Annotated in this window: 22 protein-coding genes and 2 pseudogenes; 16 read left to right on the forward strand and 8 right to left on the reverse strand. The window is 71.2% G+C overall.

Going from position 1 to position 24,665, the window contains the following annotated elements:
* Positions 1 to 133: 133 nt before the first annotated feature.
* The 12 genes and pseudogenes from ACZ4TO_RS17025 to ACZ4TO_RS17080 form a co-directional block, all read left to right on the forward strand.
* Positions 134 to 2,155, forward strand: coding sequence for a beta-galactosidase (locus tag ACZ4TO_RS17025; protein WP_468024561.1), 2,022 nt, complete (start codon positions 134 to 136; stop codon positions 2,153 to 2,155).
* A 717-nt stretch (positions 2,156 to 2,872) separates the two neighbouring features.
* Positions 2,873 to 4,432: a glycosyl hydrolase 53 family protein gene (locus tag ACZ4TO_RS17030; RefSeq protein WP_468024794.1), complete on the forward strand. Its 1,560-nt coding sequence runs from the start codon at positions 2,873 to 2,875 to the stop codon at positions 4,430 to 4,432.
* 145 nt (positions 4,433 to 4,577) lie between these two features.
* Positions 4,578 to 4,865, forward strand: a complete 288-nt coding sequence (locus ACZ4TO_RS17035) for an ArsR/SmtB family transcription factor (RefSeq protein WP_468024562.1) — start codon at positions 4,578 to 4,580, stop codon at positions 4,863 to 4,865.
* A 25-nt stretch (positions 4,866 to 4,890) separates the two neighbouring features.
* A complete protein-coding gene (locus ACZ4TO_RS17040; protein WP_468024563.1) occupies positions 4,891 to 5,850 on the forward strand; it encodes an SMP-30/gluconolactonase/LRE family protein in 960 nt (319 codons plus the stop codon).
* A gap of 356 nt (positions 5,851 to 6,206) precedes the next feature.
* The gene (gene dacB / locus ACZ4TO_RS17045; protein WP_468024564.1) at positions 6,207 to 7,814 is read left to right on the forward strand and encodes a D-alanyl-D-alanine carboxypeptidase/D-alanyl-D-alanine endopeptidase; all 1,608 of its coding nucleotides are present in this window, start codon (positions 6,207 to 6,209) and stop codon (positions 7,812 to 7,814) included.
* A gap of 358 nt (positions 7,815 to 8,172) precedes the next feature.
* Positions 8,173 to 8,649, forward strand: a complete 477-nt coding sequence (gene crcB, locus ACZ4TO_RS17050; protein WP_382786458.1) for a fluoride efflux transporter CrcB — start codon at positions 8,173 to 8,175, stop codon at positions 8,647 to 8,649.
* Positions 8,646 to 9,050 carry a DUF190 domain-containing protein gene (locus tag ACZ4TO_RS17055; protein ID WP_385039455.1) on the forward strand — a complete coding sequence of 135 codons (405 nt, stop codon included), beginning with the start codon at positions 8,646 to 8,648 and terminating at the stop codon, positions 9,048 to 9,050. The genes crcB (ACZ4TO_RS17050) and ACZ4TO_RS17055 overlap by 4 nt, the downstream gene beginning before the upstream one ends.
* Positions 9,047 to 9,421, forward strand: coding sequence for a fluoride efflux transporter CrcB (crcB, locus tag ACZ4TO_RS17060; protein WP_382786453.1), 375 nt, complete (start codon positions 9,047 to 9,049; stop codon positions 9,419 to 9,421). Before ACZ4TO_RS17055 ends, crcB (ACZ4TO_RS17060) begins: the two co-directional genes overlap by 4 nt.
* Positions 9,422 to 9,508: 87 nt before the next feature.
* Complete coding sequence (locus ACZ4TO_RS17065; protein ID WP_382786450.1) at positions 9,509 to 10,345, forward strand: undecaprenyl-diphosphate phosphatase; 837 nt, start codon at positions 9,509 to 9,511, stop codon at positions 10,343 to 10,345.
* Positions 10,346 to 10,592: 247 nt separating this feature from the next.
* Positions 10,593 to 11,534 carry a glutaminase gene (locus ACZ4TO_RS17070; protein WP_382786448.1) on the forward strand — a complete coding sequence of 314 codons (942 nt, stop codon included), beginning with the start codon at positions 10,593 to 10,595 and terminating at the stop codon, positions 11,532 to 11,534.
* A 101-nt stretch (positions 11,535 to 11,635) separates the two neighbouring features.
* Complete coding sequence (gene mptB / locus ACZ4TO_RS17075; RefSeq protein WP_382786446.1) at positions 11,636 to 13,042, forward strand: polyprenol phosphomannose-dependent alpha 1,6 mannosyltransferase MptB; 1,407 nt, start codon at positions 11,636 to 11,638, stop codon at positions 13,040 to 13,042.
* Positions 13,043 to 13,122: 80 nt separating this feature from the next.
* A pseudogene (locus tag ACZ4TO_RS17080) lies at positions 13,123 to 14,082 on the forward strand (glycosyltransferase family 87 protein); the annotation flags it as partial.
* 224 nt (positions 14,083 to 14,306) lie between these two features.
* On the opposite strand, the gene ACZ4TO_RS17085 reads toward ACZ4TO_RS17080, so the two are convergent.
* The 3 genes from ACZ4TO_RS17085 to ACZ4TO_RS17095 form a co-directional block, all read right to left on the reverse strand.
* On the reverse strand, positions 14,307 to 15,611 hold the full coding sequence (locus ACZ4TO_RS17085; protein ID WP_468024565.1) for a D-alanyl-D-alanine carboxypeptidase family protein: 1,305 nt from the start codon (positions 15,609 to 15,611) through the stop codon (positions 14,307 to 14,309).
* Between the two features lie 200 nt (positions 15,612 to 15,811).
* A complete protein-coding gene (gene rho, locus ACZ4TO_RS17090) occupies positions 15,812 to 16,954 on the reverse strand; it encodes a transcription termination factor Rho (RefSeq protein ID WP_468024566.1) in 1,143 nt (380 codons plus the stop codon).
* 578 nt (positions 16,955 to 17,532) lie between these two features.
* Complete coding sequence (locus tag ACZ4TO_RS17095; protein ID WP_468024567.1) at positions 17,533 to 18,348, reverse strand: DUF2785 domain-containing protein; 816 nt, start codon at positions 18,346 to 18,348, stop codon at positions 17,533 to 17,535.
* A 794-nt stretch (positions 18,349 to 19,142) separates the two neighbouring features.
* Between ACZ4TO_RS17095 and ACZ4TO_RS17100 the strand changes: the two genes are divergently transcribed.
* Both ACZ4TO_RS17100 and ACZ4TO_RS17105 read left to right on the forward strand, forming a co-directional pair.
* Positions 19,143 to 19,226, forward strand: a complete 84-nt coding sequence (locus tag ACZ4TO_RS17100; protein WP_468024795.1) for a helix-turn-helix domain-containing protein — start codon at positions 19,143 to 19,145, stop codon at positions 19,224 to 19,226.
* Positions 19,225 to 19,344: pseudogene (locus tag ACZ4TO_RS17105) on the forward strand (transposase); the annotation flags it as partial. The gene ACZ4TO_RS17100 and the pseudogene ACZ4TO_RS17105, both read left to right, overlap by 2 nt.
* Here ACZ4TO_RS17105 and ACZ4TO_RS17110 read toward each other — a convergent pair.
* From ACZ4TO_RS17110 to ACZ4TO_RS17130, 5 genes are all read right to left on the reverse strand, one after another.
* Positions 19,328 to 19,795 (reverse strand): hypothetical protein, encoded by a 468-nt coding sequence (locus ACZ4TO_RS17110; RefSeq protein WP_468024568.1) that lies wholly within the window; start codon positions 19,793 to 19,795, stop codon positions 19,328 to 19,330. The pseudogene ACZ4TO_RS17105 and the gene ACZ4TO_RS17110 overlap by 17 nt on opposite strands.
* A gap of 159 nt (positions 19,796 to 19,954) precedes the next feature.
* The gene (locus ACZ4TO_RS17115; RefSeq protein ID WP_468024569.1) at positions 19,955 to 20,362 is read right to left on the reverse strand and encodes a hypothetical protein; all 408 of its coding nucleotides are present in this window, start codon (positions 20,360 to 20,362) and stop codon (positions 19,955 to 19,957) included.
* Positions 20,363 to 20,532: 170 nt separating this feature from the next.
* Entirely contained in the window at positions 20,533 to 20,904 is a 372-nt protein-coding gene (locus ACZ4TO_RS17120; RefSeq protein WP_468024796.1) for a DUF6924 domain-containing protein, read from the reverse strand.
* Between the two features lie 14 nt (positions 20,905 to 20,918).
* Positions 20,919 to 21,716 (reverse strand): nitrilase-related carbon-nitrogen hydrolase, encoded by a 798-nt coding sequence (locus ACZ4TO_RS17125; protein WP_468024570.1) that lies wholly within the window; start codon positions 21,714 to 21,716, stop codon positions 20,919 to 20,921.
* Positions 21,717 to 21,882: 166 nt separating this feature from the next.
* Complete coding sequence (locus ACZ4TO_RS17130) at positions 21,883 to 22,332, reverse strand: MarR family winged helix-turn-helix transcriptional regulator (RefSeq protein ID WP_385039416.1); 450 nt, start codon at positions 22,330 to 22,332, stop codon at positions 21,883 to 21,885.
* Positions 22,333 to 22,463: 131 nt separating this feature from the next.
* On the opposite strand from ACZ4TO_RS17130, the gene ACZ4TO_RS17135 reads away from it, so the two are divergent.
* Positions 22,464 to 23,297: an alpha/beta fold hydrolase gene (locus ACZ4TO_RS17135; protein WP_468024571.1), complete on the forward strand. Its 834-nt coding sequence runs from the start codon at positions 22,464 to 22,466 to the stop codon at positions 23,295 to 23,297.
* A gap of 78 nt (positions 23,298 to 23,375) precedes the next feature.
* Positions 23,376 to 24,629, forward strand: coding sequence for a cytochrome P450 family protein (locus ACZ4TO_RS17140; protein WP_468024572.1), 1,254 nt, complete (start codon positions 23,376 to 23,378; stop codon positions 24,627 to 24,629).
* Positions 24,630 to 24,665: the final 36 nt, after the last annotated feature.

Below are 24,665 nucleotides of genomic sequence, written 5' to 3' on the forward strand. Positions count from 1 at the left end.
CTTCTGTGAGCGTTCACAGTAGAGAAACATCCAGGACACTTGTCAATGGTTGTTGCTGTGCGGTTATGTTGGGCTCACGCCGCTGGCGTTGTGTGTGCACGTTCCCAAATGATCGATTACATGGGAGAGATCCATGCCGGAGACCAACCCCAAGGGCCTCACCGGGCTCGCCTTCGGTGGGGACTACAACCCCGAGCAGTGGCCGGAGAGCGTCTGGCCCGAGGACGTCCGGCTGATGCGGGAAGCCGGCGTCACGATGGTGAGCGTCGGGATCTTCTCCTGGGCCCTCCTCGAACCGGCCCGGGGCACCTACGAGTTCGGCTGGCTCGACCGCGTGCTCGACCTGCTCCACGAGAACGGCATCCGCGCGGACCTGGGCACCCCGACCGTCGCGCCACCCGCCTGGTTCTACCGCGAGCACCCCGAGGCGCTCCCCGTGGCCGCCGACGGCACCCGCTACGCCTTCGGTTCACGCGGAGCGATCTGCCACAGCGACCCGGACTACCGCGCCGCCGCCGCCTCCATCACCACCCGGCTCGCGACCCGCTACGCCGACCACCCCGCCCTCGCCCTGTGGCACGTCCACAACGAGTACGGGGTCCCCGTCTCCGCCTGTTACTGCGACTCCTGCGCGGCACACTTCCGCCGCTGGCTGACCGGTACGTACGGGACGGTCGAGGCGCTCAACGAGGCCTGGGGGACCGCCTTCTGGGGTCAGCGGTACACCGCCTTCGACCAGGTCGACCCGCCCCGGGTGACCCCGACCGTCGGCAACCCGGCACAGGCGCTGGACCACAAGCGCTTCGCCGACGCGACCATGCGGGAGAACTTCGTCGCCGAACGGGACATCCTCCACCGGCTCGCGCCCGGCATCCCCGTCACCACCAACTTCATGACCGCCCTCAGCCAGTGCGACTCGGTCGACTACTGGGCGTGGGGCCGCGAGGTCGACCTGGTCACCAACGACCACTATCTGATGACCGACGGACGCCGCACCCATGTGAACCTCGCGATGGCCGCCGACCTCACCCGCTCCGTCGCGGGCGGCGCCCCCTGGCTGCTCCTCGAACACTCCACCTCGGGGGTCAACTGGCAGCCGCGCAACCCCGCCAAGGCGCCCGGCCAGATGGCCCGCAACTCCCTCTCCCACGTGGCCCGCGGCTCCGAGGGCGCCATGTTCTTCCAGTGGCGGCAGTCCCGCAGCGGCGCCGAGAAGTTCCACTCCTCGATGCTGCCGCACGCCGGCACCGACTCCCGGGTGTGGCGCGAGGTCGTCGAACTCGGCGCGGCCGTCGACTCGTTGAGCGGCGTCAAGGGCACCAGGACGGTCGCCGACGTGGCCGTGTTGTGGGACTGGCAGTCCTGGTGGGCGCAGAGCCTGCAGTGGCGTCCGAGCGAGGACCACGACGCCCGTGAGCGCGCCGACGCCTTCTACGAGGCGCTCTACGACCGTCACCTCACCGTCGACTTCGCCCACCCCGAAGCCGACTTGTCGGCCTATCCCCTTGTCGTCGTGCCGGCCCTCTATCTGATGACCGAGGCGGCGGGGAACAACCTCAGGGAGTACGTCGAGCGCGGCGGAACCCTCCTCGTCTCCTACTTCTCCGGCATCGTCGACGAGCACGACGCCGTCCACGAGGGCCCCCACCCCGGCGCCCTGCGGGACGTACTCGGCCTGACCGTCGAGGAGTTCTCGCCACTGCTCCAGGGGGAACTCGTCCGGATCACCGGGCCCGACGGCTCCGAACTCACCGGCGACGTGTGGACCGAGTTCGTGGTGCCGCGTGGTGCCGAGACCGTGTGGACGTACGCGAGCGGGCTCACCGCCGGACATCCGGCGGTCACCCGGCACCGGAGCGGCGCGGGCTCGGCCTGGTACGTGTCCACGCGCCTCGCGGCCGAGGGGCTCGACGCCCTGATCGGCTGGGTGGCCGACGACGCGCGCATCGCCCCGCGCGCCGACCTGCCCCGCGATGTCGAAGTGGTGCGCCGCAGGAGCGAGTCGGGCACCTACGTCTTCGCCGTCAACCACACCGCCTCCGACGCCAAGGTGCCGCTGGACGCGCACGGCACCGAGCTCCTGACCGGCGAACGCGCCGCGGGCCGGCTGGCGGTCCCGGCGGGCGCGGTACGGGTCGTACGCCTCGACGCGTGACAGGCCGTGGGCCGTACGGGGGTGCGGTCCCGCCGGTCGGTCGCCGGGCGGCGTGAGGGCCGAGCCTCCCGGGCCCGGGACCAACTGGTCCGCGCCGCACGGGTGATGTCGGACCGGGTCCAACCGGCCACTGGGGCGCGGGACTTGACCGGCCTCGGGCCGTCCGAGTCCTCGCCCGACCGGGCGGCGCCGGGCCGTCCTGCCGGCCAGGCTCTGCTCCATGCGCCCGGGCTGCCGGACCGGCAGCCCGGGCGGTCAGTCAGCTCCGGACCATTCGACCGGCCGTTCGACCTGGTTCTCTGGCCCGTGGCCGGTGGCCGGTGGCCCGTGGCCCGTGGCGCAACCGGGGCAGCTCCGCCGCTCTCCCCGACCGGCCGCCGACCCGGGCAACTCCGGGCATCTGATCCGCCGCCCTCCGGGCGGCCCCGACCACCCATCCGACACCCCTAAGCACCTCCAAGCACCTCCCGCTTCCGCCGAGGCGGCCGGTGCGTCTCCCGGAGCCCCCCCACCGGCCGGGCCGCACGGCCCGCCGTTCGCTCCGGCCGCCGCCGGGTCGTCGCACTCGGCGGCCATCCGACCCCCCTCCGCCCGTGCGAGCCACGTAGCCGCGGGCGGAGGGGTTCGCCCCCGAAGCACATCCGCATCACCCCGGATCCACCCCGGATCCACCGGGGGCGCTCTCTCCCCACCACGTCGAAGGGACGACGGACGATGATGTTCCATCCCAGACGCACGCTCAGGGCCCTGTTGTTGCCGCTCGCGGCCGGGCTCGCCCTCGCCGCCCTGCCCGCGGGGACCGCGCACGCGGCGAGCACCCTGACCAATGCCGGGTTCGAGTCCGACGGGGCCGGCGTCGCCGTACCCGCCGGCTGGTCGGAGTCCGGCTCCACCGGCGCCTCGTACGTCGAATCCGGTGGCCACGGCGGGAGTTACCGCCTCAGCCATTACTCCGCCTCGGCCTACAAGGTCGAGACCTACCAGACCCTCACCGGGCTCACCAACGGCAGCTACAAGCTCACCGCGTGGGTCCGCTCGGGCGGCGGACAGAACTCCGCCTACCTCGCCCTGAAGAACTGCGGCGGCGCCGAACAGCGCACCGACCTGCCGGTCTCCACCAGCGGGTGGATCCACCTGGTCGTGCCCGTCTCCGTGACGGGCAACCAGTGCACGATCAGCGTCTCCTCCGACGCCAACGCCGGGAACTGGATCAACGTCGACGATCTGACGTTCACCACCGGGACCACCGCACTGTCCGTCAAGGGTTCCGACATCTCCTCCCTCGCCAAGAGCGAGGCCTACGGAGGGGTCTACAAGACCGCGTCCGGCACCACCGGCGACGCGCTCGCCATCCTGAAGTCGGCCGGGATGAACTACGCGCGCCTCAAGGTCTGGGTGAATCCCGCCGACGGCTACAACAACAAGGCGCGGGTCCTGGCGATGGCCAAGCGCATCAAGGCGCAGGGCATGAAACTCCTGGTCGACTTCCACTACTCGGACACCTGGGCCGACCCCGGCACCCAGACCAAGCCGGCCGCCTGGGCCGGACACTCGTACAGCCAGCTCAAGACGGACGTCTACAACCACACGTACGACGTCCTGAACGGCCTGAAGGCACAGGGCACCACGGCCGACATGGTGCAGATAGGCAACGAGATCAACGGCGGCATGCTCTGGTCCGAGGGCTCCACCGACAACTTCGCGCAGCTCGCGGGACTGCTCAACTCGGGCTACGACGCGGCCAAGGCGGTCAGCTCCTCCACCGTCGTGGCCCTGCATCTCGCCAAGGGCGGCGATCTCACCGGCACCCGCTGGTGGTTCGATACCGCGCTCGCCAACGGCGTGAAGTTCGACGCCATCGGCCTGTCCTACTACGGCTACTGGCACGGCTCGCTCTACGACTTCCAGACCACCCTGGACGACGCGGCCGCCCGCTACGCCAAGCCGGTCTTCGTCGCCGAGACGGCCTACCCCTTCCGTCTGGACAGCGACGACTCGCTCGTCAACCAGATCGACACGACGGCCGAACTGGTCTCCGGCTACGCGGCCACGACCGCCGGGCAGTCCAACTGGCTGCGTGACGTCATGAACATCGTGGAGGCCGTGCCGAACGGCCGCGGTCTCGGCGTCTTCTACTGGGAGGCCACCTGGACGGCCGTGACCGGCAACGGCTGGGACCCGGCCGATCCCTCCTCCGGCAACGGCTGGGAGAACCAGGCCCTGTTCGGCTTCGACGACAAGGCGCTTCCGGCCATGTCCCTGTTCGGGCACCGCTGAGTGAAACGGGGTCCGGCCGCCGGTGCGGCCGGGCCCCGTGCGTTCCGTGATGCGTCCGGCTCCGGCCAGGGTCGCGGGAAGACCGTGCGTGCCCCGGCCGGCTGCGGGACAGTGGCGGGAGACCGTCACGACGGAGGGGGACGCGATGCTGAGGGGACCCGGCGGCAGTCGAAGACTGGACATCCTTGAGTGGTTGCGCACCCCCGCGGCGCACTTCCCGGCGCAGCGCGGTGCCGACCTCGTCGAGGACGGTGTCAGCCCCGAGGCCCTCGCCGTGAAACTCGGAGTGAGCCGGGCCGTGGCGCGCACCCACCTCGACCTCCTCGCCCGAGTCGGCCTCCTGCGCGCCAAGAAGCGGGGGCGGCGGACCTACTACCGACGCGACGAGTACCGTATCGCCGAGGTGGGCCACTACTTCGAGAAGGGCTGGTAGGCGCGTGGGAGACGGGTCCGGCACGGTGGCCGCAGTTCTTTCGCCCAGGCGCGCGGTGCCGCTCGGAGGCCGCGGCCCCGAGGACGTGGTGGCCGACTCCCGGGGCGGGGTGCTGACCGGTCTCGAGGACGGCCGCATCGTACGCGTCGAAGGCCTCGGTGATCCCGACAGCACCACCGTCCGGGTCGTCGCGGAGACGGGCGGCAGGCCGCTCGGCCTCGAACTCCTGCCGGACAACGCCCTGTTGGTGTGCGATGCCGAACGCGGACTGCTGCGGGTCGGCCTCGGGGACGGAGTGGTCCGGGTCCTGGCCGACCGGGTCGCCGGAGTTCCGCTGCGCTTCTGCAGCAACGTGGTCGCCCTCTCGGACGGCACCGTGTACTTCACGGTCTCCAGCCGGAGTTACCCCCTGAAGCGGTGGATCGGCGATCTCGTCGAACACACCGGATCCGGCTGCCTGCTGCGCCTCGCGCCGGGCGAGAAGGAACCCGAACTCCTCTTGGAAGGCCTTCAGTTCGCCAACGGTCTCGCCGCCTCGGCCGACGAGTCGTTCCTCGTCCTCGCGGAGACCGGCAGATTCCGCCTCGTCCGCTACTGGCTCACCGGGCCGCGAGCGGGCCGTTCCGAGACCTTCGCCGACGACCTCCCCGGCCAGCCGGACAACCTCTGGCGCGCCCCGGACGGCCCGATCTGGGTGGCCCTGGCGGGCCCCCGCGTCGGCGCGCTGGAACTCCTGCACCGGCGGGGCCCGGCCGTCCGGCGCACCGCGGCCCGGATCGCCGTGCGGGCGCCCTTCAGGCCCCCGGGCACCACCGGGGTCCTCGCGGTCGACGACGACGGCACGGTCGTGCACCACCTGGAGAGCCGCCGCTCCCGGTTCCGGATGGTGACCAGTGCCTGCGAGTCCGACGGCCGGTTGATCCTCGGCAGCATCTGGGAGCGGGGCCTCGCCGTCTGTGATCTTCCGGGCGCCACCACCGGCTGAACGGCCGGCCACGCCGTCGTTCCGGACGGTCGCACCCAAGTGCCTCCGGCCGGTCGCACCCAAGTCCCGGCCGGACACGGAGGGGACCTCGACGTCCGTGACGAGTCGGTTCCCCTGCGGGCCGGCTCCGGGATCAGCCGTATGAGCGGCGTGGCGTGCGCGCGCCCTCCGGGTCCGTGCTTCGGCGATCGACCGACCGGATGAAGTTGTCCCACGCGCTGTCGGCACGGAGCCCAGCAGCCGGGCATGCGTGATCGCTGTTCCTACGATGCCGCCAGGAGCGCCCCTGTGAGCAGGGCCCGTGCGAGTCGGCCCGTGCGACGGGCTTGTCCGACTCGGCTTCTTCGACTCCAGAAATGGCGGAATGGATGAAACCGATGATCTGTGGCCGGCTGCGGACCTGGGCCGCTGCCGGTGTGACACTCGCGGCCGTCGCGGGGGCGGCCGCCGCCGGCCCCCAGGCGGTGGCGCACGACGACGACCTCGGGCCCGCGATCGAGGCGATCATGCACAAGCCCGAATACAAGCACGCGCAGTGGGGCGTGTTGGAGACGGACCCGGAAAGCGGCCGGGTGATCCACTCCCAGTTCGCGAACCAGTTCTTCGTCCCCGGTTCGACGGTCAAGCTGGTCACCATCTCGACCGCCTGGCACACCCTGGGCCCCGACCACCGCTTCACCACTCCCGTCATGGCGACCGGCACCCGCACCGGGTCGACGCTGCACGGGAACCTGGCACTGGTCGCCCAGGGCGATTTGACCATGGGCGGGCGCACCAAGCCCGACGGTTCGGTCGACTACACGAACATCGACCACACGGAGGCCGAACTCCCCGGAGCGACCCTCACCCCGGAGAACCCGCTCGCCGGGATCAACCAGATCGCCCGCCAGATCCGCGACGCGGGCATCACCAGGGTCGACGGCGACGTCATCATCGACCCACGCCTCTTCAACCTCCCGGACCTGAGCCCGCAGCCCACACCGCTCATCCTGAACGACAACCTGATCGACCTGCTGACGACCCCGACCCGGCCCGGACAGGCCGCGAAGCTGTCGTGGCGCCCGCAGGTCTCGCCGTACCACGTCACCTCCAGCGTGCGGACCGTCTCCAGCGGTGGGAACACCTCCGTCAACGTGACCGCCTCGCCCGACGGCACCCAGATCCACCTGTCCGGCACCATCGCCGCAGGCTCCCAGCCGCTGCTGCGGGTCTCCGCCGTCCAGGACCCGAACGCCTTCGGCCGCACCGCGCTGATCGAGGCCCTCGGCCGCGTCGGCGTCACTGTCACCGCGCCCCCCACCGGGGCCAACCCGCAGGACCAGCTCCCCGCCTCGTACCGGGGCGACCGACGCGTCGCCGCGTACGTCTCCCCGCCGTACAGCCAGTACGCCAAGCTGATCCTGAAGGTCAGTCACAACCTCGGCGCCAACCTCGCGCTGTGCAACATGGCTGTCGCGCGCGGCAGCAAGAACTGCTTCGACGCCTTCCCGATCGAGCACGAGTTCCTCACCGACGTCGCCCACATCGACCCGAAGCAGTTCCAGCTCTCCGACGGGCGCGGCGGCACACCGCCCGAGCGCGTCACCCCCAGGGGCCTCGTCGAGCTCCTCACCTACTGGCTGCACACCCCCGACGCCACGGCCTTCCGCAAGCTGCTCCCGATCCTCGGCGTCGACGGCTCGAACGGGATCTCCTGCACCGAGAACTGCCCGGCCAAGGGCAAGGTGTTCGCGAAGCCCGGCACCATCATCGGTGACGACGAACTGAACCAGCAGCTCGCGGCCACCGCCCAGAACGAGGCCGGCTACCTGAAGACCGACGACGGACGGCTGCTGACGTTCTTCGTCGGTGTCAACGGCGCCGCGACCGAAGACCTCGACAGCTTCATCAGCATCTTCAACGACGTCAACCAGATCACCGCCCTCCTCCAGGAACAGGCCTCGGCGGACGAGGCGCGCCCGTAGCGCGACCGCGCCACCGACGCACGGCTCCGGCACGCGTCACGACCGCCAAGGCACGCGTCACGACCGTCAAGGCACAGGGGTCGCCTCGAGACCGAGGCGACCCCTGTGCCTTGGGTACGCCGGTGCCGTCCCGGGGCCGGGCACCCGCGCAGGTCCGGAGCACGGGGCGCTCCGGGTGAAGGACCGGGTGTGCGCGGCCGGCGAGCCCGGCGTTACCCTGGTCACCAGCCGCGATCTTGCAGCGCGGCGCGGCGGTGGGGCCCGCCGTACCCGAACCGCGGCGCGGATGCCGCCAACGGTCCCTGCTTGCGATGCCGTGTGCCCGCACCCGGCCCGGCGAGTAGGAGCACCGGAGACCATGACCGTCCCGCACCCCGAGCACGTCGGCGAGTCCGGCGCGCCCGCCCGCGCGCCCGCCCGCCCGCCGTCCCCCTGGCGCGGCCAGGGCCCGGTCGTCGCGGCGGTCTCCCTGGGCGGCGCCATCGGTGCCACGGCCCGCTACGGCGCGGGCCTGCTGTGGCCCACACCGCACGGCACCTTCCCCTGGACCACCTTCACGATCAACGTCGTGGGCTGTGCCGTCATCGGCGTGCTCATGGTGCTGGTCACCGACGTACGGTCGGTGCACCGCCTGGCCCGCCCCTTCTTCGGCACCGGAGTCCTGGGCGGCTTCACCACCTTCTCGACGTACGCCGTCGACATCCGCGACCTGGTCGGCACCGGCCACCCCGGCACCGGGATCGGCTATCTCGCCGCGACCCTGGGCGCGGCGCTCGCGGCGGTGTGGCTCGGCACGACGGCGACCCGGCGTGCCCTGGCATGGAGGCCGCGATGACGAGGCTGACCGGCGACGCCCTGAGACTGACGGTGCTCATCGGCGAGAACGACACCTGGCACCACAAGCCGCTCTACGCGGAGATCGTGCACCGCGCCCACGCGGCCGGCCTCGCGGGTGCCAGCGTCTTCAAGGGCATCGAGGGTTTCGGCGCGTCCTCCCTCATCCACACCTCGCGGCTGCTCTCGCTGAGCGAGGACCTGCCGGTGGCCGTGATCGTCGTGGACACCGAGGAGCGGGTCCGGGCGTTCCTGCCGCAGCTCGACGAGCTCGTCACCGAGGGCCTGGTGGTCCTCGACCCCTGCGAGGTCATCCGGTACGTGGGCCGCGGCGGCTCACCCGGTGACCCCTCCGGCGAGACCGGCGGCGACCCGTCCGGGGAAGGCGGGACCCCGCGGTGAACTGGCTGCTGGTGATCATCGGCGCCGCGGTCGGCGCACCCCTGCGCTACCTGACCGACCGGGCCGTACAGCTCAGGCACGATACGGTCTTCCCCTGGGGCACCCTCGTCGTGAACGTGGCAGGGTGCCTCGTCCTCGGGCTGCTGACCGGTGCCGCCTCGGCGGGGCAGGTGTCGGAGCACCTGAGACTGCTGATCGGGACCGGTCTGTGCGGGGCGCTGACGACGTACTCGACGTTCTCCTACGAGACCCTGCGGCTGAGCGAGACGGGTGCGGCGTTCTACGCTGCCGCCAACGTGATCGTGAGCGTGACGGCGGGCCTGGGCGCGGCGTTCGCCGGGTTCGCGTTTGCCGAAGCTTTGTGGACGTAGTTGCGGGACGCCCGCCGCCATAGGTAACACTGTCTCCTGCATCGTTTGTCTACAGCACTGTCGACCAACTCCTCAGAACTGGATCCCATGAGCGTCATCAACGTCGGTCAGGCCGTCGTCCTCGGAGTCGTCGAGGGGGTGACCGAATTCCTTCCCGTCTCCTCGACCGGTCACCTCAAGATCACCGAGGGACTGATGAACATCCCCGTCGACGACGACGCCGTCGTCGGCTTCTCCGCGGTCATCCAGGTCGGCGCGATCGCCGCCGTGCTCGTGTACTTCTTCAAGGACATCGTGCGGATCGTCTCCGCCTGGGGACGCGGCCTGCGCGACAAGAACGAGCGGCAGAACCACGACTACAAGTTCGCCTGGTGGGTCATCTACGCGACGATCCCGATCGTGGCCGTGGGCCTCGCGGCCAAGCCGCTCATCGAGGGTCCGCTGGCCTCCCTGTGGGTGGTCGCGGGCTCGTTGATCGCGGGCAGTGCCGTGATGTGGGCGGCCGACCAGATGGGCCGTCACAAGCGCGGTGAGGACGACGTCTCGTTCAAGGACGCGATGCTGGTCGGCAGCTCCCAGATCCTCGCCCTGCTCTTCCCCGGCTTCTCGCGCTCCGGCGCCACCATGTCCACGGGCCTCATCCTCGACCTGGACCGGGTCGCCGCCACCCGGCTCTCCTTCTTCCTCGGCATCCCGGCCCTGACGGGCGCCGGCCTGTACGAGCTCAAGGACGCCCTGGGCACCGGCGTGGGCGCCGCTCCGCTGATCGCCGGCACCGTCGTGTCGTTCGTGGTCGCCTACGCCTCGATCGCCTGGCTGCTGAAGTTCGTCGCCAAGCACTCCTTCAACGCGTTCGTGATCTACCGCATCATCATCGGTGTGCTGCTCTTCGGCCTGCTCGGCACGGGCGTCATCGACAGCTGACACCGCCCGCGGCGCCGGTGCGAACCGGCTCCGGGCGTGAACGCCGCTCACAGGGGGCGCGAAGCCGGATTCCGGCTCCGCGCCCCCTTTGCCGTCCCGTGGCCCCTGCGAGGCCCGCGCACTCCGTACACCCGCGCACCCCGTACGACCCCATGGCCGGGAGCCAGGACCCGAGCCAGGACCGGAGCCGGGAGCCGGGAGCCGGGCCGCCGGGCCGGGGGACGGAGCGGGCGGCACAATGGCGATCATGCCCGGGAAATCGCCGTACCCGTCCTCCCAGACCTTCCAGCCGATCCTGGAACGCATCGCCACCGAGATCGCGCAGACCCCGGGACGGGGCCGGCCCGCCGACTACATCCCGGCCCTGGCCGCCTGCGATCCGCGCCGCTTCGGCATGGCCGTGGCGGAGCTCGACGGCACGGTGTACGGCGTGGGGGACTGGCGGCAGCCGTTCTCCGCGCAGTCCATCACCAAGGTCTTCACCCTCGCCCTCGACCTGGCCCGCGAGGGCGACGCCCTGTGGGAGCACGTCGGGCGGGAGCCCTCCGGCAACCCCTTCAACTCCCTGGTCCAGCTCGAGTACGAGAACGGCATCCCGCGCAACCCGTTCATCAACGCCGGAGCCCTCGTCGTCACCGACCGGCTCCAGACCCGTACCGGGGACGCGGCCGGCGTCCTGCTGGAGTTCCTGCGCGCCGAGAGCGGCAACGCGCGGCTCGACTTCGACCGGGGCATCGCCGCCTCCGAGACCGCGAACGGCGACCGCAACGCCGCACTCGCCCACTTCATGGCGTCGTACGGCAACATCGACAACCCGGTGCCGGCCCTGCTCGACCAGTACTTCCTGCAGTGCTCGATCGCCGCGTCCTGCGCCGATCTCGCGCTCGCGACCGGATTCCTGGCCCGGCACGGCATCCGCGCCGACGGCGGGCGGCTGCTCTCCCGCAGCCAGGCCAAGCAGGTCAACGCGGTGATGCTGACCTGCGGGACGTACGACGCCGCGGGCGACTTCGCCTACCGGGTCGGGCTCCCGGGCAAGAGCGGGGTGGGCGGCGGCATCATCGCCGTGGTGCCCGGCCGGTGCACCCTGTGCGTCTGGAGCCCGGGACTCGACGAACGCGGCAACTCCGTGGCCGGCGTGGCGGCCCTGGACCGCTTCACGACCCTCACCGGCCTGTCGGTGTTCTGAACGGCGTCCCACCACACGGAGGTCACGCTCCGGACCCCGTCAGGAGAGCGCCGCGTCGCCTTCCGGCCACTCGGCGTTGACACGCTTGCGGAGTGTTGGCCATGGCTTTCCCCGTCGATCTCCGCCGCTGCCAGGCTCTGGGCCTGGCCGGTACCGCCGTTCTCGCCCTGGGCGGCGAGACCGCCGGGGCCCTGCCCGCACGGGACCTCCTCGCCCCCGGGTCCGGGAGGGCCGTACTCGGCCTGGTGGGGGTGTACTTCGGTGTCGTTCTGCTGATAGCCGCCTGGGCCCTGCTGGGCACCGTCGTACGCGGGCCCGAACCGCCGACTCCGCGTGCCCTGCTGCTCGTTCTGGCCACCTGGGCGGCGCCGCTGCTGCTCGCGCCACCGCTTTTCAGCCGGGACGTCTACAGCTATCTCGCGCAGGGCGCCATGGTCGACGCGCACATCGACGTCTACGCGTACGGCCCCGCGCAGCTCGGCGGGCCGCTCGCCGACGAGGTGGCACCGGTGTGGCAGAGCACGACGACGCCGTACGGCCCGGTCTTCCTCGCCGTCGCCCGCGGACTGTCCTCCCTGACCCGCGGGGAGATACCGGCCGGACTCTTCGGCATGCGTATGGTCGCCCTGCTCGGTGTCGCCCTGATGGCGGCCGCCCTGCCCCGCCTCGCCCGGCACAGCGGCGCCGACCCGGCTGCCGCGCTGTGGCTGGGCGCACTGAACCCCCTGGTCCTGCTGCACCTGGTGGCCGGCGCGCACAACGACGCCATCATGCTCGGACTGCTCGGCGTCGGTCTGGTGGCGGCCCGCGGCCGCCGGCCCGTCGTGGGCATCGTCCTCGTCACCCTCGCGGCCCTCGTCAAGGCGCCCGCCGCGCTCGGCCTGGTGGCGGTGATCGCGCTGCGCGGGCGCGGCCAGGGACGCCTGGGCATCGCGCGTGCCACGGCGACCACCGTCGTGGTCGCGGCCGCGACGACCGTCGCCGCGACGGCGGTGGCCGGCACGGGCTACGGCTGGATAGCCGCCCTCAAGACCCCCGTCTCGCCGCACAACTGGTCACCCACCAGCGTCCTCGGGCGCGTCACCGGCGCCCTGCTCCAGAAGCTCGGCAGTGGCCTCGCGCCGTTCGCGATGCCCGCCTGGCATGCCGTCGGACTCGTGGCGACCGTCGGGCTGCTGCTGTTCATATGGCTGCGGCTGCGCCCGCACCCGGTCTACGCGTTGGGCCTGAGCCTGGCCGCGGTCGCGGTGTTCGGTCCCGCGATCCGGCCCTGGTACGCGCTGTGGGGCCTGTTCCTCATCGCGGCGGCCGCGCCCACCGGTTCGGTGCGCGGACGTGTCGCGGCCGCCAGCGCGGTACTCGCGCTCGCGGTGCTGCCGAGCGGTTCGCCGGCGGACGGCGGACAGGTGATCCTCGCCGTCTCCGGCGGGCTGCTCGCGCTCGTCGTGCTCTGGCAGGCCCACCAGGCGGCGCAGCCGCAGGCACCGGGACTGGAGCGGACGGCATGACGGACGACACGGAACACGGCGCGGACCCGGGCGGGGCGAGACGCACGGGGGAGACCAACGGGGCGATCGGGACGAGGGCCATGAACGCGCGGAGCACGACGACGGGGACGACGCGAGCACGGACACCGGCCGGCGGGCGGGGCCCCGCCGGATGGGCGGCGCTGCTGGGCACCGACCGCCGGCGCTCCCTGCTGGTCCTCGGACTGGCCGTCGTCGTCGGCGTGTTCACGGCCACCGTGCCGCTTCTGCGCGACTGGTTCGACCTGCGCGTCTACTACGGGGCGGTCGACACCTGGGTCCACCACGGCGGCAGCATCTACGACTACCGGGTGCCGGGAACGACGTACGGATTCACCTACCCGCCGTTCGCGGCCGTCGGCATGCTGCCGATGGCGCTGGTCGGCCTCGGCACGGCGATCGCTCTCACCCTGCTCCTGAACCTCACCGCCCTGGCCTTGGTCGTGGGCATCCTGATCGGGCCCGAACTGCGGCGCTACGGCTGGTTCGGCTGCGCTCTCGCGGCGTGCGCGCTGGCCCTGCTCGAACCCGTCCGCGACACCTTCAGCTTCGGCCAGGTCAACCTGGTGCTGCTCGCCCTCGTCCTGAGCGACGCCTGGCTGCTGTCGAGCGGGCGGGGCCGCTGGGCCGGCGTCGGGATCGGTCTCGCCGCGGCGATCAAGCTGACGCCCGCGCTGTTCATCGCGCTGCTGCTGATCGGCCGTCGCTGGCGGGCCGCCGGTGTCGCCACGGCCGTCGCCGCGGCGGCCACCGCGCTGGCGGCCTGGGCGGCGCCGGGCGCCTCGCGCTTCTACTGGACCGACGCGTTGTGGGACACGACCCGCATCGGGCGCCTGGACTACGTCTCCAACCAGTCGCTCCAGGGGGTGCTGGCACGGCTCGTGGCACCGCAGGAGCCGAGCAGGGCCCTGTGGGCGACGCTGGCCCTGCTGGTCCTGTGCGTGTGGGCGTGGCGCACCGCGCGCGCCCTGTCCGACGACGACTGGATCACCGCCTTCGCCCTGACCGGGCTGGCCGCGTGTCTCGTCAGCCCGATCACCTGGGTGCACCACCTCGTCTGGTTGCTGCCGTCCTTCGCCGTACTGCTGCGGCGGCGCCGGCTGCGGGTCGCGGCAGTCCTGTACGCGGTGCTGTGCAGCAGTGTGGTGTGGCTGTGGTTCGACGACGCGTCCGGCCTCGACGGCTTCCTCGGCAGCAACACCTATACGTGGATCACGCTCGGGCTGCTGCTGTGGCTGCCGGTGGGTCAGCCGCGCCCGGAACGGGCCGCACGGGCCGCCTTGAGCCGCAGGCCCAGTGCGACGCCCGCCGCGCCCAGGACGGCGGCACCGGCGATCTCGGCCGCGCCGGACCAGCCGAGCCCCTCGTCCTGAGAGGGCGCGGCGGCCGACCGCGCGCTGCTTTCGGGACGTGCGCCGGCCTGGGGCCGGGCGGTGGCCGCGGGTCCGGTGGCGTGACCGGGTCCGCGACCCGGGTGCGGGGCGGACCGGGCGGGGGCTGAGGGGGCGGCCGCGGGAACGGCGGGCGCGGCGGGCAGCGTCCCCACGGGATCGACCCGGCCGGCCGCCGCGAAGCCCCAGTCGAGCAGCGAGCGCGCCTCGTCGTAGACGGTCACTCCGCCGCCCGCCTGAGGGTTCATCACCGTCACGACGAGGGTGCGCTTGCCGTGCTTGGCCGCGGCGACCAGGGTGTTGCCCGCGTTGGTGGTGTAGCCGTTCTTGACCCCGATCAGACCGGGGTAGCGCTCCACCCCCTTCGCGCCGGTGAGCAGCCGGTTGGTGTTCTGGATCCCGTACGAGGAACCGGCCTCGCCGGGGAACATCGCCTCGGCCGTGGAGCAGTACCGGGCGAAGTCGGGGTTGCGCAGTCCGTCCCGTCCGAACACCGCGAGGTCGTACGCCGACGAGACCTGACCGGGTGTGTCGTAGCCGTCGGGCGAGACGACGCGGGTGTCGTTCGCGCCGAGGGCACGGGCCTTGGCCTGCATCTGGGCGGCGGTGCTGGCCCAGCCGCCGTTCATCGAGGCGAGCACGTGCACGGCGTCGTTGCCGGAGTTGAGGAAGACACCGCGCCACAGGTCCGCGACGCGGTAGGTGATCCCCTCGGCCACGCCGACCATGCTGCTGCCCGCGCCGATGCCCTCCAGCTCCCGCTCCCTGACGGTGTGCAGGGTGCTGCCGGGCAGTGTCGGGAGGACGGTGAGGGCGAACAGCGTCTTGAGGGTGCTCGCGGGCGGCAGTCTGCGGTGGGCGTTGTGCGCGGCGAGGATGTCGCCGGTCCGGGCGTCGGCCACCAGCCAGGACAGCGCGGAGACGTCCTCGGGGACGTCGGGTGCGCCGGGCCGGGGCCGTACCTGTGTCCCCGGCTGATCCAGCGACGAACGGGGCGGCGCGGCGGGCCGGGGTGCCCCGGGGAGCGCGCCGGCGAGTGCGGTGGCCGGGCTCTGCGCCGCTGCCAGCAGACCGGCCGCGCAGACGGCGGAACAGGTCAGGGCGGCCCGCGTGACCGCGGAGCGCGCGGCGACAGTCCGGAATGAGAATCCGATGGTCATACCGCAAACGTAGGAACGGACGCGGGACACGCCGGGGTGGCCGGGCCGAGTGGCGTCATCCAACACCCGGATGCCGCAGGGGCGGGGGCGGGGCGGCGGGTTCGGCTGGATGCGGCGCGGGGGCCAAAGGGGCGGGGGCTGGGCGTGGGGCAGGGGGGCGCAGGGGCGGGACGAGAGAGTCGGCTGGATGTGGCTCGGGGTCAGGACGGCAGGGTCGGCTGGACGCGGCGCAGGAAGGTCGCGTTGTCCGGGGTGGCGCGCAGTCGCTCCAGGAGCGTCTCCAGCCCCGACTGGCCGTCACGCGTCAGCAGGGCCCGGCGCAGCCCTCGTACGGCGGTCGACTCGGATCCCGACAGGAGGAGTTCCTCGCGGCGGGTGCCGGAGGAGGTGATGTCGGCCGCGGGGAAGACCCGTCGGGCGGCCAGGTTCTTGTCCAGCCGGAGCTCCATGTTGCCGGTGCTCTTGAGCTCCTCGAAGAAGTAGTCGTCGGCACGGGAGCCGGTCTCCACCAGCGCGGTGGCGAGGATGGTGAGCGAGCCGCCCTCCTCGGCGAGGCGTGCGGCGCCGAAGAGCCGCTTGGGGCCCTGGAGCGCGGCGGCGTCCACTCCGCCGCTGAGGGTGCGCCCGCCGGAGGCGGCCGCGTTGTTGTGCGCCCGGCACAGCCGGGTGAGCGAGTCGAGCAGGATCACGACGTCCTGGCCCGCTTCGACGAGCCGCTTGGCCCGTTCGACGACGAGCTCGGCGAGCGCGATGTGCTCCTTCGGCGTCCGGTCGAAGGTCGAGGCGTAGACCTCGCCGCGTACCGAGCGCCGCATGTCGGTGACTTCCTCGGGGCGTTCGTCGAGCAGCACCACCATCAGGTGGCATTCGGGGTGGTTGCCCGCCACCGCGGCGGCGATCTGCTGGAGCAGGACCGTCTTGCCGGTCTTCGGCGGGGCGACGATCAGGCCGCGCTGGCCCTTGCCGACCGGCGAGACCAGGTCCATCAGGCGTCCGCTCAGACCGCTCGCCGGGTGCTCCAGCCGGAGCCGGTCGCGCGGGTGCAGCGGGGTGAGGTCGCCGAACTGGCGACGGCGGCGCCGCTCTTCGGGGCCGTGGCCGTTGATCCGTTCGACCTCGGTGAGGGTCCGGGGCCCGCCGCGCACCCCTTCCACGGCGTCGCCCTTGCGCAGGCCGTGACGGCGGATCAGCGCGGGGGAGACCTGGAGGTCGTCGGGTGAGGGCAGGAGGTTCGCGGAGCGGAGGTGCCCCTTTCCGTTGCCGTCGATGTCGAGGACACCGGCGACGGCGGTCCGGGCCTGGGGCCGCTCCTGTACCGGGGGGTGTTCGAGTGTGGTGGTCATGTGGGTTGTCCTCTCGGGGACGGGATCGCATGGGCATGCGTGAGGTAAGGGGGAGAGGCCGCTACGGGAGGGCGCGGGGCGCGCCTCGGTGCGGCGGGAACATCACCTCGGACACGACGGGGGGAATCCCCGGTGGTGTGCGGGAGGTGGTGCCGAGAAGCCGGTCCGTCCGTCGGGATCGACGGTGTGACGGCGGGAGAAATGAATTGGCACCGGCGCCTGAAGAAGGAGGCGTGCACGAGTGCTGTTCGCACTCTAGCACGGGTCGGAGCGGCGGGGACGTGATCCGCGTCTCGCCGGAGCAAGCGCCCGGCGCACAACGCCAGGCCACACGCCCCGGCGGACGAACGCCCGCACCACACGCCCACCACCCGGCGGCCACAGAACCCGCGTCTCCCGGTGGCCTCGATCCGCACGTCCGGCCGCCGGTCTCAGCGCCGGCCAGGTTCCTCGGTCCGCAGGGCCTGCGGCCTGATTTCACGTCGCGAGGAAATGGCCCCTGAACTGCGGGGGCTTGTACCTTTCGGGCGGCAGCCCGTCGAGATCATCGCTGGACCGTAACCAGCTTGCGCCGCCTGTCAGGCGAGCCAGTGATAGGGCAGGCGCAGGATGGTGGCCACTTCTTCGGCAACGACGGCGGCGTGGGAAGGAACCCCTCCCTCGGCGAGGCCGCGGGTCAGATGCAGATGCAGCGACTGGAGGGTCGCCATCGTGTTGAACGCCCACGGAGGCACCGGGCCGTAACCGCCGCCCTCCAGCGCCTTGGTCACCACGCTCAGCCACCCTGTGGCCTGCTCGGCCGGCAGGCCGGGCACGAGCAGGATGCGGCCGATCGCCCGGGCCAGACGGGCATCCTCCATCTGTACGTATCGGTAGTCGACCGCAGCCGTCATCCGGCGGGCACACAGCTCCAGCAACTCCGCTCGCCGCTCCGGCAACGCCTGCGCGAACGCCGCGGCCGCGTCGGCGCCATGGGCGACGGCGTGCAGCCAGCCCAGGGAGTCGTCCCAGCCACGGGTGTCGCGCTCAGCCGGATACCAGGCGGTGAAGGGGGCATACCAACGCTCGGCGGCGGCTCGCGGCACTGCGCCGGGGGCAGCAACTGAGCGCGCCAGCACGCATCGCAGGACGAGCGGGGCGAACGTCCGCGCCTGGATCTCGGGATGCGTGAAGCGACCCGCGGCCGTGTCCCCGAGGTTCTCAAGCACCTCATCGAGACAGCCGTCATCTATCCAGCGCGCGGCGGCCGTGTACGCCTGATCATCGCGGATCTCGGGGTCAGGGGAGACCAGCATGGCCGACAGCTCGTCGCTGACCAGGGGTGCCGGAACCCCTTCAGGAAAGGGGAAGCCCTCGGCGGCGATCGACGACCAGGCGAAATGATCCGTAGGCATCACGACACCCTAATCACGACCCTCCGGTCGGGGAAGAGCTACCGGTGATCGTGGTGTGCCGCAGCCGAAAGGGAGGCAAGTCATAGCAGTTCAGGCTTCCTACGACTCGTAGCTGAACCTCCGACTCTTCGAGCCCCTGATCGTCCACTCCCTGCCGGCAACCCTGCAAAGCCCATGGCCATATATTCATCGCTGGTTCCGTGGGTCGGGAAATCGCCCCGGGCGACGAGGAGTTTCGGACGATACGAGTCAACCACCTTTGCCGCGGTGGTCGGTTCACAGGGTCGTCACGTCGGTGGGCCGGGGGTGGGGATGGAGCAGACGGTTTCCGAGTCCGTCAGGTACTCCGCGGAGTGCCAGGATTGCGGTACGGAGATGGCGTGTTGGGGGACGCAGGCCCTCGTGGGCGGCCGCTTGCGGTGGGACGTCGATGCGACGTGTTCCGCCTGTGGATGCGCGATGGCCGTGTGCGGCGACGACGTACCGGCCGAACGGCGGGATCAGTTGCTCTCCGAGCACGGCTCCGCAAGTCTGCGGGTGAGTAGCCCTCCGGCCAAGGGTGTTGCCATCATGCGAGTGCTGCGATCCGAACTCGGTGTCGACCTGACGAGTGCCAAGGACGTGGCTCGTCGCGTGGTGAACGGTGACTATTCAGGAACGCTTCCGGAGATGGAACACCTGGCCCGCAAACTGAGAGAGTCCGGAATCCCTGCTGCGGCGACACGCGCTTAGCCCGCTGCGCGGGGGTGGTGTCATCGCTGGACGAGCCCCCGGACTGGGAGCAGACCCTGCGCGTGTACCTGCGGCACGGATGCGACCGGCACCGGACCGCGGACGAACTTCGTCTGCACCCCATCAGCGTCGACTACCGCCTCTGAACTCCTGACGTTCTACGACTTCCCGGCTGAGCACTGGTTCCACCTGCGCACGACGAATCCGATCGAGTCGACCTTCAGCACGGTGAAGCTGCGGACCAAGGTCACCCGCGGCGCTGGCCGCCAACGCTGGCATCGATGTCTCGTCGGAAGTCCGACATGGGCCCGGTCACGTCGTACGTTCCTTCGCGGAACATGTAAACGGAGGGCCAGGCGTCGGCTTCCTCACGGAAGTAACCGCCGTAGCCAGGCTCGTCCACGTGCGGAGCCAGCAATTCGAGGATCGCTACAGCCTCCTCCAATATGGCGTCCGGCCAGAGGACGCGGACGAAGAGTCCCCAGACATCACGAGAGCCCCGGGACTGGTGTACCAGGTTCGCGAGCTCACCACCGGCCAGGTGCGTGCTGCTGTCCGAATTTGGAGTCAGCAGGGGATGCGGGTACTCATCATTTCCGACAGGCTCGGGTCTGTCGGCGCGCAGGCCCATGTGCCAGCGGAGTGCGTCAAGAACCGACTCAGGTGTGTCGTCCCTCAGGAAGCAAGTGAAGACCATCTCGTAGCGCAAGCTCATGGGGACATCCTGCAGGCCGCCTGAAACTCGGCCCACCCCGGCCCGTGGTCGGACTCGGCTCACCCACAACTCTTGACTATTGCTCCAGTGAGTCCACGGTAAAGCGTACGGAGCCAGCCACCGCGGCGTGGTCTGTTTGCTAAATCGCCCACTACGCGGCTAGGCGGTTTCGATTGGATCACGTGAGGGCGACGGATCGATTGACAGCGAGGGCGGGCTTGACCTCAGAAGGATCGTGCCCCAGTCCCCCTGCAGTTCGTAGTTGTCCTGGTCGCGGGTAAGAGAGTCGACTGATCCGAAGTCGAGAGTGCCGCTCGCGTCCATTGCGGGCCTGCCGACGTCCTGGTCCGTCCAGCGCAGGTCACGTACGGGTGAGAAGACGATCGTGGCCCGCCGGAAGCAGGCGCGATCTCCAGGCAGAGGGGTCCCGTACTCCGGGTGGCCAGGCAACAGCAGCAGATCGAGCTGAAGTCTCAGGACAGATGGATGGACGGTGATGTCCAAGACGTAGCTGTCCTCAAGGTGGACGGACTCGAACCCTGGGAAGGTCGGGTAATTGTCGCGCACGGCTTGTCCCTCGGGCTGGCTGCAAGGCTCTGATCATGAGGCTGACCAGAGGAAAGGGCCAGCGATATGGAGTCCGGCCAGGTGGATGGTCGCGGTCTTGTAGCGGGTGGGGATTCCATGCCACTGCCTCTCTCTGAATCTGGCTCTGTCCCCGTTTCCGAGAACTCTGTTCAGAAGGACCGGTAGATCCGCTCGGGATCATCGTGGGCCCATGCGGCGTACTCCTCGAAGCCCAGGTTGCCGATGTCCAGGTTGGCGTGGACGTCGTGGACTCCTGCGGGGGTGGTGCGGAACTCACGGCCGAACTCGGTCAACTGCTCGTAGTCCTCGTCGTCCAGACAGTCCTCCCGCGTCAGCGTGGTGACCGCCAGCAAGGGGTGGCTCTCGCACTGCATGGTTGTCCGGTCGGCGAGGAAGACGACGGGCAGGTTCTCGTCGAGGCGGATCGCATTCACGGCCTCGTCCACGGTCGCTCCTGCCCAGGCCGGGTCATCTATGAAGTGGACGTGTGCCTCGTACGGCCTGTTCTTCCAGGGCTCCATCAGCGCCGCCGGATTCACCGCCGCCCAGGGGCCTCGATGGCCAGCACGCGGTCGCGTAGGACCGGGAGTTCGGAGCGCATCAGGGCCACCTGGGCCATGTCGAGGTCCACGGTCAGGGTCTCCTCCGCCGTGCGGGCCTCGCCCAGGACGGTTCCCCAGGGGTCGACGACCACGCTGTGGCCGCCCTGCCGCATGCCGCCGTGTGTGCCGGTCGTGCAGCACGCCAGGAGGAAGACCTGTTCCTCCAAGGCCCTTGTGCGGGTCAGGAGTTGCCAGTGGGTGAGCCGGGCCGCGGGCCAGGCCGCGGGGATCGCGATCAGCTCTGCGCCCGCGTCGAGCAGGCCCCGGAAGAGTTCGGGGAAGCGCAGGTCGTAGCAGATGGCGAGGCCGATCACCCCGAAGTCGGTGGGCACGGTGACGATGGCGTCGCCCCCACCCATCAGGGTCGCCTCACCGGTGTCGAAGCCGTACCGGTGGATCTTGCGGTAGCACCCCCGCAGTTCACCGGCCCGGTCGAAGAGCAGCGCCGTGTTGTACAGGGTCCCGTCCGTGTCCCGTTCGACGACGGATCCGGCGTGCAGCCAGACTCCGGCCTCGCGTGCGGCGGCGGACATGGCCTCCGCGGTGGGGCCGTCGAGGCCCTCGGCGTCCTGCTCCCAGCGGTCGTACGCCCACGCGCCGGCCGCCCACAGCTCCGGCAGGACCACCAGGTCGTCGCCCGCCCGGGCGCGGACCAGCGAGGCCGCCCGGTGACGGCGCTCGTCCGCGGAGTCCGCGTCGTCCACGGAGAGCTGTATCAGCGAGGCACGCATGCCGGTCACCTCCGGGACCGCACCCGGGCGATCCAAGGAAACGTGTCCCTACGAGCGTACGGAGGCGGGTGCGGTTTCCGCTTCCCGTGGCGGGGCGCCTCCGGGTCTCCGGGCCGGTCTCCCCGGTCAGGCCAGGCCCGGCCAGGCCCGGTCAGGCCCGGTCAGGTCAGCGCAGGCGCCCCAGGACGTCGGGTGACAGCCGTTCGGCGAGCTGTTCCAGGAGGGCGACCGTCTCGGCGATCTCCGCCTCGTCCTCCGTGCCGAGAGCGGCGCCCAGCGCGGCGTCGACCGGGGTCGCCGCGACCTCGGCCCGGCGCCCGTCGATCTCGGGGTTGCGCCGGATCAGGGAGCGGCGGCGGTCGGCGGGGTCGGTCGCGGTGAGGACCGAGCCCGCCTCCTTGAGGCGGGCCACGCAGGCCGAGACGGCGCTCTGCGGCATGCCCGTGCGGACGGCGACCTCGCCGACCGTGGTGTCGGGGTTGGCGTACACGTCCAGCATCACGATCAGCATGGACCGGGTGCTCGTGGACCGGCGGCCGACGCCCTCTGCGGGGATGGCCTCCTCGCCGATCTTCATCAGGGTCCGGCCCAGCAGGAAGAGTTCCGCTCCGTTCATGGCTCCAGATCGTATCAAGCCAGATGTATCAGAGATGATACATCTGGCTTGATGCATCAAAAATGATGGATTATGTTCGGGGGGACGCGACGCCGAACGGTGTCCGCGAACGACCGCGTGAGGAGCCCGTCATGCAGGAAACCCGTACCGGCTCACTGTCCGTCCCCGGCGCCGCCCTCCACTACGAAGTGCGCGGTGAGGGGCCCCTGTTGCTCGTGTCGCAGAGCGGCGAGGGCGACGCCAACCGCAGCGACGCGCTGGTCGACCACCTCGTCGACGCGTACACGGTGGTGACGTACGACCGGCGCGGTCTGTCCCGCAGCGTCCTCGACGACCCGGCCCGCGGCGCCACGCTCGACGAGCACGTGGACGACGTGGACCGGCTGCTGGCCCATCTCGCCGACGGGCCCGCCCTGATGCTCGGGTGCAGCATGGGCGCCGTCATCGGGCTCCGCCTCGCCCGGCGACGCCCCGAGCGGCTGAGCGCTCTCGTCGCTCACGAGCCGGCCATCCCCGGCATGCTGCCCGAAGCCGAGAAACTGCGCGCGCGGCGGGAACTGGACGAGATGCGGGAGGTCTTCCGCAGGGACGGCTGGATCGCCGGGGTGCGCAGGATCGGCGAGATCCTCGGCATCGACCCGGCCCGCCAGGACGTCGAACCGGGCGCCAGAATGGCCCCGTTGGACGCGTCCCGCGAGGCGAACTTCACCTTCTTCATCGCGTACGACGCCCTGACCATGAGCCGGGCCGAACTCGGACGGGCCGAGATCGCGGCGCTCCGCGAGGGGCCGGTCCGCATCGTCCCCGCGGCCGGGCACACCACGCCACGGCAGGTGTTCGACTACCGCTGCGCCGAGGAACTGGCCGCCGGACTCGGCGTCGCGCCGGTCCGCTTCCCCGGTGGTCACAACGGCAACCTGACCCACCCGAAGGGCTTCGCCGAGGTGCTGCGCGCGCTGCTCTGAGCAGGCACAATCGATCGTCGTACGGGGCCTGTCGGCGTCGTACGACCGTCAACTCGGCCCAGCAGCAAGGAGAACACGGTGGACACGTCGTCCGTCACACCGCACCGCCTGGACCCCGCGGGCGGCTGCCCGCACGCCGACAACGCGCGGCTGCTCGCGCGGGGCGCCGTCGCGACGGTGGAGCTGCCCGGTGGGGTGGAGGGCGCGGTGGTGCTCGGGCACGAGGCGCTGAAGGAGTTCCTCGCGCACCCGGACGTCGCCAAGGGCGCCCAGCACTTCACGGCCCTGCGCGAGGGGAGGATAGCCGCCGGCTGGCCGCTCATGACCTTCGCCACCGTGCAGGGGATGACGACCGCGGACGGTGACGACCACCGGCGGCTGCGATCCCTCGTCAGCAAGGCGTTCACCGCGCGCCGTGTCGAGCAACTGCGGCCCCGCGTGGAGGAATTGACCTCCGAGCTGCTCGACGGCCTGCACGCGGCGGCCGAGGCGGGCGGGGGAGTGGCCGACCTGCGCCGACACTTCGCGCTCCCGCTGCCGATGAGCGTCATCGGAGAACTCCTCGGTGTCGACGCCGAGTACCGCGACCGGCTCCACCATCTGACGAACCAGGTCGTCGCCACCGACATCGGCCCCGAGGCGGCCGTCGCCGCCAACCGCGAACTGGTCGCCGTGCTCAGCGCTGTCGCGGCCGCCCGCGCCGAGAACCCCGGCGACGACCTCACCAGCGCGCTGATCGCCGCCCGGGACGAGGACGGCGACCGGCTCAGCCAGCAGGAACTCATCGGCACCCTCGTGCTCATGATCATCGCCGGGCACGAGACCACCCTGAACCTGATCACCAACGCCGTACGGGCGCTGTGCGGACACCGCGACCAGCTCGACCTGGTCCTCAAGGGCGAGGCGAGCTGGGGGGACGTCGTCGAGGAGACGCTGCGCTGGAACGCCCCCGTCAGCTACTTCCCCTTCCGCTACCCGGTACGGGACCTGACCGTCGACGGGACCGTCATCCCCCAGGGCACGCCCGTCCTCGCCGGCTACACGGCCGCGGGCCGCGACCGGTCGGCCCACGGGCCGGACGCCGACCTCTTCGACGTCACCCGCCCCGGGCGCCCCGACGCCGTCCGCCACCTCTCCCTCGGGCACGGCGCCCACTACTGCCTCGGCGCGCCGCTCGCCCGGACGGAGGCCACCATCGCCCTCGAACGGCTGTTCATCCGCTTCCCCGACCTGGACCTCGCCGTGTCCGAGTCGGAGCTCACCCAGCAGACCAGCTTCGTCGGCAACAGCGTCCAGGTCCTTCCCGTGCGGCCCGGCACCTCCCGCGTCTGACGGTCTTCGAGAAAAAGTTTTTCGCCGCCTGTCGAT

The organism is Streptomyces sp. NPDC028298, from assembly GCF_055565895.1.